General features: G+C 41.7%; 15 protein-coding genes. 3 read left to right on the top strand and 12 right to left on the bottom strand.

From position 1 onward, the window contains the following. Positions 1-7: 7 nt before the first annotated feature. The 5 genes from FDF36_RS12955 to FDF36_RS12935 form a co-directional block, all read right to left on the bottom strand. On the bottom strand, positions 8-1,420 hold the full coding sequence (locus tag FDF36_RS12955) for a rhamnulokinase (RefSeq protein WP_220391595.1): 1,413 nt from the start codon (positions 1,418-1,420) through the stop codon (positions 8-10). Between the two features lie 20 nt (positions 1,421-1,440). Beyond that, positions 1,441-2,079: a class II aldolase/adducin family protein gene (locus FDF36_RS12950; protein WP_005779358.1), complete on the bottom strand. Its 639-nt coding sequence runs from the start codon at positions 2,077-2,079 to the stop codon at positions 1,441-1,443. Then, positions 2,076-3,230, bottom strand: a complete 1,155-nt coding sequence (gene fucO, locus FDF36_RS12945; protein WP_005822720.1) for a lactaldehyde reductase — start codon at positions 3,228-3,230, stop codon at positions 2,076-2,078. Before fucO ends, FDF36_RS12950 begins: the two co-directional genes overlap by 4 nt. Positions 3,231-3,248: 18 nt before the next feature. Then, complete coding sequence (gene fucI, locus FDF36_RS12940; RefSeq protein WP_220391594.1) at positions 3,249-5,021, bottom strand: L-fucose isomerase; 1,773 nt, start codon at positions 5,019-5,021, stop codon at positions 3,249-3,251. 72 nt (positions 5,022-5,093) lie between these two features. Further along, a complete protein-coding gene (locus FDF36_RS12935) occupies positions 5,094-6,074 on the bottom strand; it encodes a GntR family transcriptional regulator (RefSeq protein ID WP_022011220.1) in 981 nt (326 codons plus the stop codon). A 225-nt stretch (positions 6,075-6,299) separates the two neighbouring features. Here FDF36_RS12935 and FDF36_RS12930 point away from each other — a divergent pair, with 225 nt between their 5' ends. Continuing rightward, positions 6,300-6,698, top strand: coding sequence for a hypothetical protein (locus tag FDF36_RS12930; protein WP_005779366.1), 399 nt, complete (start codon positions 6,300-6,302; stop codon positions 6,696-6,698). Between the two features lie 161 nt (positions 6,699-6,859). On the opposite strand, the gene FDF36_RS12925 is transcribed toward FDF36_RS12930, so the two are convergent. Beyond that, positions 6,860-7,558: a YgjP family zinc-dependent metalloprotease gene (locus tag FDF36_RS12925; protein WP_220391593.1), complete on the bottom strand. Its 699-nt coding sequence runs from the start codon at positions 7,556-7,558 to the stop codon at positions 6,860-6,862. A 120-nt stretch (positions 7,559-7,678) separates the two neighbouring features. On the opposite strand from FDF36_RS12925, the gene FDF36_RS12920 reads away from it, so the two are divergent. Together FDF36_RS12920 and FDF36_RS12915 are read left to right on the top strand one after the other, a co-directional pair. Further along, positions 7,679-8,413, top strand: coding sequence for a head GIN domain-containing protein (locus tag FDF36_RS12920; RefSeq protein WP_220391592.1), 735 nt, complete (start codon positions 7,679-7,681; stop codon positions 8,411-8,413). Positions 8,414-8,431: 18 nt separating this feature from the next. After that, complete coding sequence (locus FDF36_RS12915) at positions 8,432-9,211, top strand: head GIN domain-containing protein (protein WP_220391591.1); 780 nt, start codon at positions 8,432-8,434, stop codon at positions 9,209-9,211. A 187-nt stretch (positions 9,212-9,398) separates the two neighbouring features. Here FDF36_RS12915 and FDF36_RS12910 read toward each other — a convergent pair whose 3' ends face one another. From FDF36_RS12910 to FDF36_RS12885, 6 genes are all read right to left on the bottom strand, one after another. After that, complete coding sequence (locus FDF36_RS12910; RefSeq protein ID WP_005779373.1) at positions 9,399-9,875, bottom strand: DUF4252 domain-containing protein; 477 nt, start codon at positions 9,873-9,875, stop codon at positions 9,399-9,401. 4 nt (positions 9,876-9,879) lie between these two features. Next, positions 9,880-10,389 (bottom strand): hypothetical protein, encoded by a 510-nt coding sequence (locus FDF36_RS12905; RefSeq protein WP_220391590.1) that lies wholly within the window; start codon positions 10,387-10,389, stop codon positions 9,880-9,882. Continuing rightward, positions 10,379-10,888, bottom strand: coding sequence for an RNA polymerase sigma factor (locus tag FDF36_RS12900; RefSeq protein WP_005822698.1), 510 nt, complete (start codon positions 10,886-10,888; stop codon positions 10,379-10,381). The genes FDF36_RS12905 and FDF36_RS12900 overlap by 11 nt, the downstream gene beginning before the upstream one ends. Positions 10,889-10,949: 61 nt before the next feature. Continuing rightward, positions 10,950-11,723 (bottom strand): acetylglutamate kinase, encoded by a 774-nt coding sequence (gene argB, locus FDF36_RS12895; protein WP_220391589.1) that lies wholly within the window; start codon positions 11,721-11,723, stop codon positions 10,950-10,952. Between the two features lie 133 nt (positions 11,724-11,856). Next, a complete protein-coding gene (speA, locus tag FDF36_RS12890) occupies positions 11,857-13,749 on the bottom strand; it encodes a biosynthetic arginine decarboxylase (protein ID WP_220391588.1) in 1,893 nt (630 codons plus the stop codon). 57 nt (positions 13,750-13,806) lie between these two features. Beyond that, complete coding sequence (locus FDF36_RS12885; RefSeq protein ID WP_220391587.1) at positions 13,807-14,886, bottom strand: tetratricopeptide repeat protein; 1,080 nt, start codon at positions 14,884-14,886, stop codon at positions 13,807-13,809. Positions 14,887-14,888 lie beyond the last annotated feature (2 nt).

Below are 14,888 nucleotides of genomic sequence, written 5' to 3'. Positions count from 1 at the left end.
TGTCGGGTTATTCAGGATAATATACCTGAGGTTTTACACTGTTTATGATAATTTCTTTTAGCTCTTCCCAAGTATCTATTTCACCTTGAGCTTTCGCTTGCACTAAGATATTGCCGATAGCAGTCGCTTCTACCGGACCTGCATATACCGGAATGCCTAAAGCATTTGCAGTAAGTTGGTTTAGCAAACGATTCTGGCAGCCTCCTCCGATAATATGAAGTTGTTTAACCGGCACCGGCAGACAGCGATTCATCTGTTCGACTCCTAATTTATAACGGTGTGCCAATGATTCAATGACACAACGAACAAACTCTCCCTGAGAAACCGGCACTCTCAAATGATGCTTATGACAATACATAACGATCGACTCTTCCATACAGTCGGGATTACAAAAAGAAGAATCATCTACATCAATTACCGAACGGATATCTGATAGCGTTGCTTCGGCTATCACACGATCATAACTGGTTTCTTCACCCCGCTCCTTCCACTCAGCCATCAGACGTTGTAAAATCCAAAGTCCGGTTATATTCTGCAGAAAGCGTATCTTGCCTTGTATGCCACCCTCATTCGTGAATCCTCCCAAACGTGCTTCCTCCGTCAAAATCGGTTGGTCAATCTCTGTTCCGAGCAAGGACCAGGTTCCCGAACTAAGATAAGCCCGATCCGGCTCATTGGAAGGAACGGCAAATACGGCACTGGCTGTGTCATGTGAACCGACGGCAACGACATCAATACAGCTTAGACCGATTTCATCCGCAATTTCTTGTTTCAATTTACCGCGAATAGTCCCGGGAAGCACAATGTCACCAAAAAGATGTCGGGGTAATCCTAATTCACTAATCAAGTTATCCGACCAGTTGCGCCGACAAGCATCAAGTAACTCAGAAGTAGAAGCAATACAATATTCATTATTCGCTGTTCCTGTAAGGAAATAGCTGAACAAATCAGGCATAAATAATAGTTTATCAGCTACCCGGAGTTGTACATCATTGTTCTGCTTCATACTATATAGTTGAAACAGAGTATTGATAGGCATCACTTGGATGCCTGTTTCTGCATAATGGGCAGCTTGATCAATCTGCTTAAACACCCGCTCAGGCATACCATTAGTACGAGAATCTCGGTAACAGACCGGATTACCCAACAGATTACCATCTTTGTCAATCAGTCCAAAATCAACTCCCCAGGTATCTATAGCGATACTTCTCACCAGATAACCTTTTCGGGCAGCGACACGAAGTCCGTTTTTCATTTCTTCGAAGAGAGAGAGAAAATCCCAATAGACATGGTTTCCGAGTCTAATTTGCCGATTACCAAAACGATACACCTCTTCCAGTATTAGCTTACCTTCAGTGAGAGTACCGGCCATAATACGGCCACTACCCCCACCAAAGTCAGCTGCTAAGTATGTACTCATAAGCTGGTCGTCATTATTTTCTATTTTGTTTTCTTTCCTAACACATATATTTCCAGATCATCAATCTCTTCCGGTGTCAGAACCGAATAGTCTCCTCCGGATTGAACAATAATCCGGCAAGCCATCTCAAAGAAAGTTGCCCGTTCATACACCTGATCAAAATCTTTGCCACATACCACCTGTCCATGATTGGTCAGCAACACAGAGTTATGTTCTTTCATCGCTTCCACAACAGCCTTAGCCAGTTCAGGCGAACCCGGACGATAGTAAGGAATGACAGGAATCTCTTTACCGACATGACAAGGTATCTCAGCAGTTACATTGAAATTTGATGGTTTGTTTTTCATACAGGAAACAGCTGTAGCATATTCCGATTGAAAATGCAGAACTACATTTACATCCGGACGTTCACGAAGGATTCCCAAATGAAAAGTACTTTCCATAGAAGGTTTTACTCCATTCTGGGGTATACCCGTAGCAATATTGCAAACAGATACTTTTTCTTTCTGCAGGTTCGGTACCCAAGAACCCGTTCCGGAAACAAGTGCTTCTTCACCGATTCTCCATGAAAGGTTACCGCTGCTGCACAACATTAATTTAGCATCGCCATAGCGATGTGCCTGAGCAAGATACTGCTCGATATGTTCATTAGTTATCATAATGCTTTCTTATATAAATCAAGAATAATTTCTTTTGTTACTTCCCGTGGGTTACCCGGCGTACAGACATCAGCAAACGCAGCTGTAGCAAGGCGGTCAAGGTCTCTTTCCTGAATGCCCAAATCGGACAAGTGCTGTGGAATATTGACCCTCAAAGATAGTGCTTTTACAGCATCTACGGCTGCTTTAGCTGCCTCTTCTTTAGCCATACCTGCAGAATACACGTTCATAGCCTTAGCTATCTCTACATATTTGTCAAGAGCAGCCGGAGCATTAAACTCCATAACAATAGGTAATAACAACGCATTGGCTACGCCATGAGGAATATCGAATATAGCTCCCAACGGATGTGCCATACCATGAACGACCCCTAAGCCTACATTCGAAAAAGCCATACCGGCAATGTACTGGGCTACTGCCATACCGTTACGTGCCTCCGCATTTGACGGTTCTTCAACGGCAGTCACCAGATAACGGTTGATCATTTCAATAGCTTTAATTTCGAACATATCGCTCATCTCCCATGCACCTTTGGTTATCAACCCTTCAATAGCGTGTGTCAGTGCATCAAGTCCCGTAGCCGCAGTCAAGCTTTTAGGAAGTGTATACATCAGCTCGGCATCTACTATCGCTATAGCCGGAATATCATTCGGATCCACACAAACCATTTTCTTTTGGTTCTGTTCGTCCGTAATCACGTAGTTGATAGTTACTTCTGCTGCTGTTCCGGCAGTAGTAGGCAAGGCGATGATAGGTACGGATTTCTTCTTGGTATCAGCCACACCTTCTAATGAAACGACATCACTGAATTCCGGATTATTAGTAATAATCCCAATTGCCTTTGCCGTATCCATAGAAGAGCCACCGCCAATCGCCAGGATAAAGTCCGCACCGGATGCCGCAAATGCTTCGACACCGGCTTTTACATTCGATACTGTAGGATTCGGCTTAATTTCACTGAATATCACATAAGGAATCTTAGCAGCATCCAGCACTTTAAGCACTTTGTCGGCCACACCGAACTTTATCAAATCTTTATCGGTTGCTACAAATGCTTTGTGCAGTCCCAAACGTGAGATTTCCTTAGGGAGCACTTCACGTGCTCCCGGACCGAAGTAAGAAACTTCGTTTAATATGAATCGATTGATCATGTTGTGTTCTTCTAAAAATTACTTATAAATAGGGCCATAAGTGCTACAAGCCCTGTAGTCAGCTCCTTCTTTATCCATACCGAAGGCATTCCAGGCTGCCGGACGGAAAATCTGATCATCTTCCACATTGTGCATACAAACCGGAATACGAAGCATTGAAGCCAGTGTAATCACATCCTGACCAATATGCCCGTAACTGATTGCACCATGGTTAGCTCCCCAGTTATTCATCACGGAGTATACATCTTTAAAGGCAGGTTTATCACATAAACGAGGAACAAACCAAGTAGTAGGCCATGTACGGTCCGTACGTTCATCAAGTAATTTATGAATTTCCGGATCAATCTCTACTGTCCAGCCTTCGGCTATCTGCAGCACCGGTCCAAGACCTTTAATCAGGTTCAGTCGCATCATAGTTACGGGCATACCTCCTTTCGAAAGGAAATTAGAAGAAAAACCTCCTCCACGGAAATAATCACGATTGGCCGGATACCAAGTAGTAGCTTCCAGACATTTCTCAACTTCTCCTTCTGTAACCTCCCAACAAGGTTTCATGGTAGGTTCTCCATTGGCATCCGTTTGCTGCCCTGTTCCGTCGAGAGTAGTTGCTCCCGAATTAATCAAATGAATAATACCATTAGCAGCCATACCTGTCAGTTCCTTACCTGTAACACGTTTCACAGCCTCCGGACTCCAATAAGTACGTACATCCGAGAAAATCTGTGCACGATTCGTCAACAGATGACCGAACAGCATAGCTACACCATTACAAGCATCATTCTCAGTGGCCACTACATATGCTTCACGAATACCATTCCAGTCGAATGAAGTATTGAGCAATGCTTCCGAGAAATCACCATTCGGATAGAAATCCGTCCATTGACGCTGTCCCTGGAAACCCGCTGCAATGGCATTGTGTCCTAAAGCCTCTTCCTTAAATCCAAGTTCTTTTAGCTTCGGATTACCCTGCATCAAATCGCGCATGATGATAGTCATCTTGACAATGAACTCCCAGTCTTCATCTTTCTGTGCACGTGTCTTTGTTTTTTCAGGTACATTGAAATCATGCCCTTCATTCTTTTTGCAATATTTCTCAGTCCAGGCCATCGCTTTGGCATATTCTTCCTTATCATAAATGCCTTCGGCCATGCGGCGGATTATCTCTGTCAAATCGACCGATTCATTACGCATACCCAAATATTCCTGGAAGAAGTCCGGATTTACAATAGAACCGGCAATACCCATAGAAACACTACCCATAGAAAGATAAGACTTCCCACGCATCGTAGCTACAGCCTGGGCAGCACGGGCAAAACGCAGAATTTTTTCTGCCACATCCGTAGGAATAGAGTTATCATTCAAGTCTTGTACATCGCGACCGTAAATACCAAATGCAGGCAACCCCTTCTGTGCATGTCCTGCCAGCACAGCAGCCAGATACACCGCTCCCGGACGCTCCGTCCCATTGAATCCCCAAACAGCTTTCGGATAATATGGATTCATATCCATTGTCTCGGCCCCATAACACCAGCATGAGGTGACAGTAATAGTAGCCCCTACCCCCTCACGTTCAAACTTTTCTGCACAAGCAGCACTTTCGGCAACACGTCCGATAGTTCCATCTGCAATCACACACTCCACAGGAGTTCCATCGCCATTTTTGAGATTAGAAGTAATCAACTCGGCAACAGCTTTTGCCAGATTCATTGTTTTTTCTTCAAGGCTTTCGCGAACACCGCCCTGGCGTCCATCGATGGTGGGACGAATCCCGATTTTCGGATACTTTTTCATACTATATTATTAAATTCATTAGACAATTTTTCCATGCTGACCTGTGCTGACACACAATTCTGAAGAACTCTTTTATAAAGAAGCTCTCAGCCTGACTTCCGTAGGCAGGTAATCTTGTATGGCTTTTCCCTGCAGAACAAATTCGGCAGCCTTATCACCCATTTTCTCCCAATCTACACTTAATGCAGTTATTCCCTGATCTATCACTTCATAAGCTGGTGTGTCATTATACCCTATTAAGCCAAAATCAACCCCACATTGTAAGCCCTCAATACGACTTTTCTTAATAATACTCACCACGTCTATTTGACGAATCGCTATATATACTTCTCCTTTGCGAACCTGAAGTCCTTCAATATCACTCACTACCTCACAACCCAGATGTTGATCGGCACAGAATTTCTCAAAAAAGTCACGGCTACTCCGGGGATGCATGCTATCATTCACTAACACAAAAACGAGTTTTTGATATTTCTTCAATCGATCTGCCAGTTGAAGTAGCGCATTATAGAATCCTTGATCAAAGTCCTGACAAACATAAGAGAACTCCTCTTTCTCAAATTTACCGAAATCAAGAAGAAGAAGTTTAGATGGATTTATCTTATAAAGATTAGGAGACAGTTTTTCGTTATCGAAGTTCATCACAATATATTTATTGTACCGCCCCAACGATTCACGGATGATGGTATTGAACAAACGTTCATTGTACTGATGAAACAACAAGTCGACTTTATAACGGATAGACAAACGCTTTACAAAACTATTATAAAGCGCATATTTAAAAGGTGAATATTCATCAAGCAAAAGAAGTACATTTTTCAATCTTCCAACCACATAATACCCTTTCCCGGGAGTAGAATCGATAATTCCTCTCTCTTTTAAATCAAGAAAAGCTTTAAATACAGTATCTCGGGATACCTCATATGCATGGCTAAGTTGATTGATCGAAGGCAGTGAATCTCCCGATTTATATACTCCCATCGAGATATCAAAGCTAATCTTGTCGGCCAATTGCTTTACTTTGGTCGTTTGTTGTCCAAAAGTTATTTTCATACATCAATAAAGGTTTTTAATTGCAGATAGCTATGCTGAACTATCACGATGCAAAGAAAGATAATTTATTCTGCACGAACAATGTAAACTGATATGTTATATAACACAAAAGGATTAGAATTCAGAGATCTCGTTATTTTTTTGTAACTTTTATACTTACACAAAAACAAATGAGATACAAAAAGATTTGCTATCTTTACCCCGAATATTAAAGAATATAGTATTATGGCACATCGTCTTAACACTAACAAGCAATTTATGGTAGGAAACGGCATTTTAGCATTTGCCGTCATATTTGTCGTGGTCATCTTTGTATATATGAGTTTAAGATTACAACGAGAAAAAGAAGCCGTCCGTCACTTTAGTGAAACATACTCCATTCAGCTGACAAAAGGCTTCGTGGGTGACTCGATCTCACTGTTTGTCAATGACAGCTTGATCATGAATAAACAGATCAAAGAAGAGCCTACTGCCATTGAAGTCGGACGCTTCGCAGAGCAAAGTGCACTGATGATTGTAAACAATCAAACTGAAACAGTAGCCGCATTTGACCTAAGTGAGAAAGGAGGCACTTATCGTTTTGAAAAGGATATTGACGGTATCAAACAGCTGCCACAAAAATGAGAAGGCAAGAGCTTTTCCAGTTTAAACCATAGAATATAAAAGATTCGATTCACACTCATGAAAAACTAAAAGCCGATTATCCGTGCAGACAATCAATCTGTAATAATCGGCAAAATCTGTGGTGGGAAGAACTTTACGACATTTGTTTTGTAACTGCCATGTCAGATCTCAGTCTTGTACCTCTTCAACTCTTCGCGTAGTTCCAATGCTTTCCCATCGGTAAGCCCATTTAGCAAGTCCCAAAAGCGATCTCCATGATTCATCTCGCAAGTATGGCAAAGTTCATGCAAAAGGACGTAATCTATCAGATGTTTTGGCAACAATACAAGGAAATAAGAGAGATTTATCTGTTTACGAGAGGAACAGCTTCCCCATCGCCCACGGCTCGAATTTATCTGCACGCTCTCGTAGGGTAAACGGTGCTTCTCTGAAAGCATATACAACCGAGGAGGCAAGATAATCTTTGCATTCCGTCGCAAAGCTTCTTCAATCACTTTTCGAAGCCAATCCTGCAAATTCGAGTCTGTAAAATCAGCTGTTGGAGGACAGATAATCCGCATTTCTCCCAATTCGGAATGAGCCAAGAATTTCTCCCTCTTACCACTGACCAATGATAACTTGAAGTATTCTGTATCGATCCGATAGTTCAGGTCAATCAGAGGACGTATCAACTTCTGCCTGGAATCCAACAATCTGGAACGTAATTTTTCTATCGCCTCCTTTACCTCCTTCATCGTAACTCCCGGAGGTATACTAACATAGATCGCATCAACTTTCGTACGAAAAACGAGTCTCTTGGCACGCACATTATCGCGTACGATCAGACGTCCTAACTCCTTATCTTCAATAATCTTATCCAATGTTGTTCTTAATTATAAATACAAATAAACGGATTATTTTGCAGAAAAAAGAAAGATAGATGCAACTTTTCCTACTCAACCTACGTCTAAACTGATAGAAACCTCTAAAAACGAAATAAAATGAAAACAATCTTTAAAATGTTGTCGGCATTACTGTTAACAGCAGGGTTATTGGGCAGTTGCGTATATATGGGTGAAGGTATTCAACCCAGTAAGAAACTTATCACGAGAGATTATAAAGTGAAGGAGTTCAACAAAATTGACGCGGGGACCGTAGGTGACATCTATTACACACAATCCGCAGATGAAAAAACAGACGTACAAATCTATGGGCCGGATAACATTGTGGCGTTAATACAGGTGGCTGTAAAAGATAGTACCTTATTGTTAAGCATCGATAAATCGAAAAAGGTACGCAACTTCAAAAAGATGAAGATAACAATTACATCTCCAACTTTAAACAGTATTTCCTTCAAAGGAGTAGGTGATGTACATATTGATAACGGTTTGACTACCGACAACCTCTATGTGGAAAGCAAAGGAGTAGGTGATGTAAAAATTAAATCACTGACCTGCAGTAGTTTAAATGTGCAATCAATGGGTGTAGGAAATGTAAAACTTGAAGGAACAGTTCAGGCAGCTACTCTTCACTCTAAAGGGGTAGGCAATATAGAAGCCGGAAACCTGCAGGCCAATATAGTAGAAGCCAGTTCACAGGGTGTAGGAGATATTACCTGCAACGCAGTGGAATCCATCAATGCAGCTGTACGGGGAGTGGGAAGCATTAAGTATAAAGGTAATCCTACCATAAAATCACTCAATAAAAAAGGAGTGGGAACTATTAAGAATATCTAATACAATAATCACAAGACCATGAAAAAACAATTATTGTCATGCCTTACAATTTCCATGCTGTTATTAATCATTGGGGCCTGTTCACAGACAAAGCACGTAAGTGGAAGTTCAAACTATATCACTAAAGACATAAGAGTCGGTTCTTTCAGCAAAATTAAATCAATGAGTAGTTCGGATATTGTTTATACACAAAAGCAAGGAACTCCCACTGTACAGATTTATGGTCCCGACAACATCGTCCAGTTATTGGAAACCACTGTTGAAGGAAAAACACTGGTGGTTAAATTTAAAAAGAATACCTCCATCCGCAATAGTGGGAAACTGGAAATCAGAGTATCTTCTCCATCATTAAACCATTTATCCATATATGGTTCAGGAAATACAACCTTTACAAATGGAATGGAGAGCAACGACGATTTGGAAATATGCATTTACGGATCGGGGAACATCAATGGAAGCAATTTCTCTTGTACAAGACTGTCAACACATATTTACGGTTCAGGAAACATCAACTTGAAAAGAATTGATGTATCATGCACAGAAGCAAATATTTCAGGCTCGGGAAATGTGTTGCTGAACGGCAAATCGGGCAAAGCCGAGTATCGTATTGCAGGTTCGGGAGATATTAATGCCATAGATTTAAAGACAGAAGATGTCAATGCACATATCAGTGGTTCGGGTAGCATAAAATGTCATGCTACTGAAAACCTGACGGGAGGTGTCAGTGGAAGTGGAAGTGTGGCATACAAAGGTAATCCGCAAATAAACTTTTCAAAAAGAGGATTACGAAAACTTTAAATATAGAAACTCTCTCTTAGTTTAACTTCGCTCTATGAAGACGACGTAATATAAACATAAAAGGGCTACTGCATCACGCGGTAGCCCATTTATTTAGTTAGTTTTTTATTGAAATTGAGAGAATTGAAACTTCACAGCCTCAAATCAAAAAGTTGTTTTAATTAAGCACACTAACTATATTATATGTTTAAAGCAAATGAAAATGTCTCTTTATCTGTGCAATAAACTCCGGACTCATATTTCCGGTAAAGTTTATTACAGCAAAATGATTCTTTTCGTGCATCAGCATCACCAATTCAACAATTGTATCCTTCTTTTTACGAACCATAATCTGACAATTCTCAGATTTATCCTTAAAAGAAAGAAACGATTCAAACCTTCCGGTATTCTTCTCAACCACCTTCAAAGCTGCATCAAAATACTTTTTTCCTTCCACATCGGAAGTAAGCACCTGCATACTCTTGAGATTAGAGATCATATCCAGCACCTCTTTATCTTTCTCAGCATCGCTCTTCATTATCTCCTCCATCATTTTCGGACTGATTGTAACACAAGTCAGATTAGAATCCGCCTTATGTTCAGCCATAAAACGTGAAGCAAAGTCCTGGGCCGAAACAGCCACAGACAGCAATGCCATCCAGCACATTAAAAGAACGCTCTTCATTATTTTATTCCTTCATCACTCGAATCGATTCAACCTTCACACTATCTCCGGCGATTTGATCCTGCGATTTATTTATACCTTCAGACAACATCATCAACGCAGAAGAAACTTGTTTGTAAGCCACTTCGGGATCATCGTACGTGTCCTTATAAGCATCATAATTATAATCCAAAGCCTCATCGGCAAAGAATGTATGTTGCACTACATTACCCAATGACAAAATTAACGCAATCACAGCGGCAGCCTTAAACAAAGGCATAAACCTTCCAATCATCGTCAGACGTTTTGCTTTTACTACAGGTGCCTCTACCTGAGCCAGAATACGTTCATCAAAGTCTTCTCCCAGCCCTGCTTCCTGTTGAACTGCCTGATAAACAAACAAGTCCTTGTAACGGAGCAAATAAGCGGGTACCTCTTCCTCCGAAAAGAAAGACCGCAATTCCGATTCCTCTTCCAAAGAAGTCTCACATTGCCAGTATCGCTCTAAAAGCTGTTCTATATACTTATAATCCATATTCATCAATCTCTAAATACCTTTGTTTTACCTTTTGTCTTGCTCTGAAAAGATTCACTTTTACCTGTTCCTCTGTCAGATTCAAGATTTTCGCTATTTCTTTATAGCTTTCCCCTTCTATATCCCTCAACTGCATAATAAGCCGTTGCTTCTCAGGAAGTTCGTTAATCAGACGATGGATGATTGACATTCGTTCATTATTAATCAACTGATCATAAGGACCGGATGCCTCGGATTCTTCCTCCATTTCCGGTGTGAGTTCCACATTTTGAGCTTCTTTCTTTTGGCTTCGGTCTATGGCCAGATTCTTCGCCACAGTCAGGCAGTAAGCCTCAATAGATCCGAACTGTGTCCACTCTTCACGTTTATTCCACACTCTAATCATCGTATCCTGAACAACATCCTCTGCTTCGGCCCTGTCGAAGGTGATTCGGAGTGCCAAACGAAAGAGTTTATCTTTCAATGGCAATATGTCGTCTCGGAAGCTGATTTCTTGCATCTCTATTAAGTTGACGGGTGAGTGGGTGAAAAGTTACAGATGTATTCCTCTTTTTTTTGAATTATTTTTTTATCCGGGTTCCTCCACCTTTGTGAATGGCTGACGCTAAGGTTATTATCACCTCAGACACACCTGCATTTATTGCTTCAAAAGAATTCTCAAGTTTCGGTATCATGCCTCCCTGAATAACGCCTTCGGCAATATATCGTTCAAACTCGGCACGATTGATCTGAGAAATGACACTCTCATCATCGTTTTCATCACGAAGAACCCCCTTCTTCTCAAAGCAGTAAACCAAGGTCACATCGAAAATGGCAGAAAGAGCTTTAGCTGTCTCTCCGGCAATGGTATCTGCATTCGTATTCAACATATTCCCTTGCCCGTCATGTGTCAACGGTGCCATCACCGGAACCACTCCTTTATGAATCAAATCAGAAAGCAATGTGGCATCTACCTTCTCTACATCTCCGACAAATCCATAATCGACCTCTTTTACGGGGCGCTTCATCGAACGGATTACATTCATATCCGCTCCGGTCAGCCCCAGGGCATTGACCCCACGGGCTTGCAATCCGGCTACAATATTCTTGTTTACCAACCCACCATAGACCATTGTCACAACCTTCAGTGTCTCCGCATCGGTTATACGGCGTCCATTGACCATTTTACTGTCAATCCCCAGTAAGGCAGCTATCTTTGTAGCCGAACGTCCCCCTCCATGAACAAGTACCTTATGCCCTTCAATGGCAGCAAAATCATCCAGTAACTGCTTCAGCGTAGCTTCTTCTTCTACGATTTTGCCACCAACTTTAATGACTGTCAGTTTTTCCTTCATATTCTTTCTATTTACAAATTACGATTTATACTCCATCAGGTTACAAGCCACGAGCTACAAGAAACGAGACTGATATCATGTGCAGTATTCGTAACTTGTAGCTCGTCGTTTATAAAATGATAGTTCTTTTTATTTATTCAAGGTATGTGTATCCGTACAAGCCCGAACGATAATTGGAAAGGAACTCTTTTCCTTCTTCTACAGAAATCTTCCCTTCTTTTACAGATTTTGTCACCCATGTTTCAAGGGTACGAACCAGTTTCTTCGGGTTGTATTGTACATAGTCAAGTACTTCGGCAACCGTCTCCCCGTCAATAATCTGTTCGATATTATAGCCCTTCTCATTGACGGAAACGTGCACCGCATTCGTATCTCCAAACAGATTATGCATGTCTCCCAGGATTTCCTGATAAGCCCCTACCAAAAAGACCGCTACATAGTAAGGCTCTTTCTGCTTCAGGCTATGTACCGGCATATAATGTGCTACATTCCGGGTAGAGATAAAATTGGCTATCTTTCCATCGGAATCACAGGTGATGTCCTGCAAGGTAGCCGAGCGGTCCGGTTTTTCATCCAAACGCTGGATGGGCATAATCGGAAATATCTGGTCGATCGCCCAAGAATCCGGAAGCGACTGAAAAAGTGAGAAATTACAGAAATATTTATCAGCCAACAATTTAGACAATCCGCGGAATTCATCGGGAGCATGTTTCAGTCCACCAGCAATTTGATTGATTTCACGAGTAATAGACCAGTAAAGACGTTCTATTTGAGCACGTGTCTTCAGGTCTACGATACCATGGCTGAACAGATCGAGTGCCTCTTCACGTATCTGCTGGGCATCGTGCCATGCTTCAAGCATCTTGTTCTGATTCAATGTATCCCAAATGCCATAAAGCTCCTGTACCAGTTCATGCGCATCCGGAGCAATCTCCTCTTCATCATCCCATTGAGGTAAAGTAGCCGTTTCGAGCACTTCGAAAATCAACACAGAATGATGTGCTGTCAAAGCCCGGCCACTCTCAGTGATAATATTGGGATGGGGAATACCGTTTTTGTCACTGGCATCCACTAACGTGGAAATAGAGTCGTTGACATACTCCTGAATAGAGTAATTGACACTACTCTCACTACTTGATGAACGAGTGCCGTCATAATCAACTCCAAGACCACCGCCAATATCAACAAATTCCACTTTGAACCCCATCGCATGGAGCTGCACATAGAACTGAGAAGCTTCACGCAATGCTGTCTTGATACGGCGTATCTTTGTCACCTGACTTCCGATATGGAAGTGTATCAGTTTCAGACAATCCTTCATGCCTTTGCTTTCCAGAAAATCAAGTGCCTCAAGCAACTCACTGGAAGTCAGTCCAAACTTGCTGGCATCCCCTCCTGACTCTTCCCACTTTCCACTTCCCGAAGAAGCCAATTTGATACGGATACCAATATTAGGCTGTACATTCAGCTGCTTTGCCATGCGGGCAATCAGTTTCAACTCATTCATCTTTTCAACTACCAGAAAGATACGTTTACCCATCTTCTGTGCCAGCAAAGCAAGCTCAATATAGCTTTCGTCTTTATAGCCGTTGCAGATAATAAGAGAGTCAGAATCCGTATTGACAGCAATCACTGCATGCAGTTCGGGCTTGGAACCGGCTTCAAGACCCAAATTAAATTTCTTGCCATGGCTGATAATTTCTTCAACAACCGGGCGCATCTGATTCACTTTAATCGGATAGATGATAAAATTCTGGGCTTTGTATCCATACTCTTCGGATGCCTGTTTAAAACAATAGGCAGTCTTTTCAATACGGTTGTCCAAAATATCCGGAAAACGTAGGAGCATCGGAGCCGCCACATCACGCAACTGCAACTCGTCGACCAATTCTTTCAAATCGACGGCTACGCCATCTTTTCGCGGTGTAACAACAACATGACCTTTGTCATTAATACCAAAGTATGAAGTCCCCCAACCTGTGATGTTGTAAAGTTCTTCAGAATCTTCAATACGCCACTTTCTCATTTTTCTGTTATTCAGTTGTTTTTAATAAATAATTGGACGGCAAAAATACGTATTAATCTACAGGTTGCCAATTAAATTGACATTAAATAATCGTTCCTGATATCCGTTATTTCCGTTACGTGTGTCATACAGGCTTGCCAATTGGGTAGCTTGTTTATAAAAATAATCATGCAATGCAGCTACTGAGCATATCCCGTCTGCCCGGTAAAGCGGAAACTCTTCCGGCAGAGACAAGCTGACTTCTTCACGGGATTCATAACTCAAAGCCTCTACCATATCACATGAAAAACGATATTTTTTCTGCATATTAGTATTCAGGCTCCAGGGAATACAACGCTCTGCATACTCCCAGCCTCTGTCCGGATCAGTCATAAAATAATAGGCAATGAATAGCCCAAGATAAAGAAGCAGATATTCATCTTTTTCTCTTCCCGCCAAAGCTTCTTCGGCCCGTGCACGCATATCCGCCGCTATCTCCGGCTTCCCGGCTTTATAAGCATAATATGCCAATTTCAGATAAGCTCTCAGATTGGCTTCGTAACAAGAAATTTGCTTGGAAATTAAAGGTTGCGCACGATTATAGGCCTCTTCAAACTGTCCAGTTTCAAGATAATAATCCAACATGAAGTTCAGCTCACAAGCTTCACAAGTCAGGTCATCCATCTTTTCCGCCAGCATCTTATCTATGTAATCTTTGGCTTTCGTATATTCCCTCATTTTAGTGTATTCCACAGACAACCGGTGATAATATGTACGCAATGAATAACCGTTGCGCAAAATACGGGTTTTATAATCTTCACCTACCGCTTCCACCTGCTCCATCGGTATACTGGGAAGATCAAAGGTACAAGACCATATCCATTTGTATTTCCATAAGATATCATCCTCATTAATCAAATCCTTATGGTTTTCATAGTTGTCCAGGATTTTAGAGAACACCGCGATCTCTTCAGCATCTGCCGAGAGGAGATTCAATTCATAGATAAGGTCCAGCCTCATCTCTACAGCCCATTGTATATCTTCATTCTCATCTGCAATGCGAACAGCCTCTTTCAGTAGATTGGCTTTCTCACGGGGATGCAGGTTATCATTTTGTGCCTGCAACAGTAGCTTTTGTATCTCAAGTGTGTATTTCATAC

The organism is Bacteroides fragilis (assembly GCF_019583405.1).
GTDB lineage: Bacteria > Bacteroidota > Bacteroidia > Bacteroidales > Bacteroidaceae > Bacteroides > Bacteroides fragilis_B.
The sequence above is the reverse complement of the archived record's forward strand: the minus strand, read 5'-3'. Positions and strand labels throughout refer to the sequence as shown.